This is a genomic window from Kribbella sp., assembly GCF_035687465.1.
Lineage (GTDB): Bacteria > Actinomycetota > Actinomycetes > Propionibacteriales > Kribbellaceae > Kribbella.
On record NZ_DASRXP010000391.1, the window covers coordinates 1 to 2,820 of the forward strand.

Here is a 2,820-nt window from a genome sequence, read left to right on the forward strand (position 1 = left end):
AGGGGATCTGGTCGTACTTCCTCAACTCGCTGGTGATCGTCGGCGGCGGGTTGCTGCTGCAGGTCGCCCTCTCGGTGCTGGCGGCCTACGCATTGTCGCGGCAGCGGTTCCGCGGCCAACTGGTCGTGCTGCTGCTCTTCCTGCTGACGATGATGCTGCCGGAGGAGGTGATCGCGATCCCGCTCTCGCAGGTGATCGCGGACCTGCCGATCCTCGGCATCAGCCTGAAGGGCAGCGTGCTCGGCGTGATCCTTCCGGTCGCGATCTGGGGGTTCTCGATCCTGGTGATGTCGGAGTTCATGAAGGAGATCCCCCGCGAGATCGAGGAGGCGGCCCGGATCGACGGGGTCGGCGAGATCAGGATGCTGTGGACGATCGTGCTGCCGCTGTGCAAGCCGGTGCTCGGCGTGATCACCATCTTCGGGTTCATGATGATCTGGAACCAGTACCTGCTGCCGCTGATCGCCGCGAACGATCCGAGCGACTACACCCTGACGGTGGCGCTGGCGTTCCTGCGGACGGACGCCGACGTCGGTCCCGGCGTCCTGCTGGCGGGCGCGTTGATCGCGCTGCTGCCGAGCCTGATCGTCTACCTGCTGATGCAGAAGTCGATGATCCGCGGTATCACCTCCGGCGCGATGAAGGGCTGACGATGAAGATCACCGATCTGGTGGTGACGCCGATCGCGTTCGCCGATCCGCCGCTGCTGAACTCCACGGGCGTGCACGAGCCGCTGGCACTGCGCACCATCGTCCAGCTGGTCATGGACGGTGGTGTCGTGGGCCTAGGCGAAGGCTCCGGGGAAAGCGATGTGCTCGACCGGCTGGAGAAGGTCCGTACTGCGATCATCGGGCGCAGCGTCTTCGAGACCGGCCTGATCGAGTCGATCGTTTTCTCGGTCCTCGGCGCGGACGTCACCCCGGTGCAGAAGCGCAGCGTCTTCTCGATCCTGGAGGTCGCCTGCCTCGATGCCCAGGGCAAACTCCTCGGCATCCCAGTAGTAGACCTCCTCGGCGGCCCCCTCCGCTCCTGGATCCCCTACAGCGGCTACTTGTTCTACAAGTGGGCCGGCCACCCTTCCGCAGTGGCGGACGAGTGGGGGGCGGCGCTGGATCCTGGTGGGATTGTTGGGCAGGCTCAGCGGATGGTGGAGTTGTTTGGGTTTGGGTCGTTGAAGTTGAAGGGCGGGGTGTTTCCGCCTGAGCAGGAGGTTGCTGCGATTCGGGCGCTTGCCGACGCATTTCCTGGGATGCCGTTGCGGATTGATCCGAATGGGGCCTGGTCGGTTGCTACCGCCAAGTGGGTCGCCCGGGAGTTGGACGGCGTACTGGAGTATTTGGAGGATCCGGTCTTGACCACGGCGGCGATGGCTGAGGTGGCTGCCGCTGCGTCGATGCCGTTGGCAACCAATATGTGTGTGATCAGTCCGGAGACGGTGCCGGAGGCGGTTCGGCTCGACGCCGTACAGATTGTGCTGTCCGACCACCACTACTGGGGCGGACTCCGGCACACCCGCGAGCTCGGCGCGATCTGCGACACCTTCGGGCTGGGGATGTCGATGCACTCCAACTCCCATCTCGGCATCTCGCTCGCCGCGATGACGCACGTGGCCGCGGCGACCCCCAACCTGGCCTATGCCTGCGACACCCACTACCCCTGGAACCGTGCGGACGACGTGGTGTCGACGCCGCTGGAGTTCGTCGGCGGCGCACTGCGGGTGCCCGCCGGGCCCGGGCTCGGGGTCGAGCTGGACCAGGCGAAACTGGCGGAACTGCACCGGCGGTACGTCGACTCGGGACGGACCACCCGCGCCGATACGGCGTACATGCGACTGGTCGAGCCGGAGTACGACCCGACCTTGCCGAGGTTCTGATGACGTCCGTCTATGCGTATCCGTGGGATGTGAACGGGGACCCGGCGGCGCCGGACTTGCTGGCGTCCCTGGGCGCGACGTCGATCGTGATGGCGGCCGCGTATCACTCCGTCCGGGCCGCCACCCCGAGGCATCCCGATCATCGGGTGGTCGAGGCAACGAGTGCGGTGTACGTGCCGGTGCGGCCGGCGGCGTGGGGGGCGTTGATGCCGTCGAGCGCCGCGGCCTGGGCGGGGGAGGACTCGTTCAACCGCGCGGCCGCTCAGCTCTCGCTGCCAGTGAAGGCGTGGGTTGTGCTGACGCACAGTTCGGCGCTCGGCAGACTCGATCCCTCGGTCTGCGTGCGCAACGCCTTCGGTGACATCTATGACTATGCGTTGTGCCCGTCGTCGGACGATGTCCTCGCCTACGCGCACATCCTCGTCGGCGAGATCGCCAGGCAGACCGGCGTCGAGTCGATGGTGCTCGAAGCCTGCGGACCTCTCGGCCTCGGCCACCAGTCGACGCACGAGAAGACGGCGGGTGCCGACTGGTCCGCTGTCGACCAGGCTCTCCTCTCGATCTGCTTCTGCACCGCCTGTACTGCGTCGTACGCCGCCGCCGGTCTCGATGTTCCACAACTCGCTGAGCGGGCTCGATTGGGCCTTGGCTCTGCGTCGATCGACGAGGCGCTCGGGCCCGAGGCGAAGGTGGTTCTCGAGGTTCGCCGCCGGGCAGCACAGGCGCTGCGGGAAGCGGTGGTCGCCGAGGCGCGGGCGGCCGGAGTACGGGAGATCTCGATGCACACGGCAACCGATCCGTGGGCCACGGGTCCTGCTGCCGCAGTGGATTCGGTTGCCGAGGGCATCCACAGCTTGATCGTGCCTGCTTGGGAATTGACGGATGCGGGAGTCCAGCGCGTCGATGACCTTCGCCGGCTTGGTGCTTCCCGAATCGGTGCCTATATC

Annotated in this window: 3 protein-coding genes; all 3 read left to right on the forward strand. The window is 66.6% G+C overall.

What is annotated here, in order from left to right; translation table 11 throughout:
* Positions 1–650, forward strand: a 650-nt coding sequence (locus VFG33_RS20560; protein ID WP_325054534.1) for a carbohydrate ABC transporter permease, incomplete at its 5' end; no start/stop codon positions are given.
* Positions 651–652: 2 nt separating this feature from the next.
* Positions 653–1,873, forward strand: coding sequence for an enolase C-terminal domain-like protein (locus VFG33_RS20565; RefSeq protein WP_325054535.1), 1,221 nt, complete (start codon positions 653–655; stop codon positions 1,871–1,873).
* The coding region (locus VFG33_RS20570; RefSeq protein ID WP_325054536.1) for a hypothetical protein at positions 1,873–2,820 on the forward strand (948 nt) is incomplete at its 3' end. The genes VFG33_RS20565 and VFG33_RS20570, both read left to right, overlap by 1 nt.

What these genes read in the sequence shown, in the direction of transcription:
- VFG33_RS20565 (WP_325054535.1), top strand. Translation starts at nt 653, where the DNA reads ATGAAGATCACCGATCTGGTGGTGACGCCGATCGCGTTCGCCGATCCG.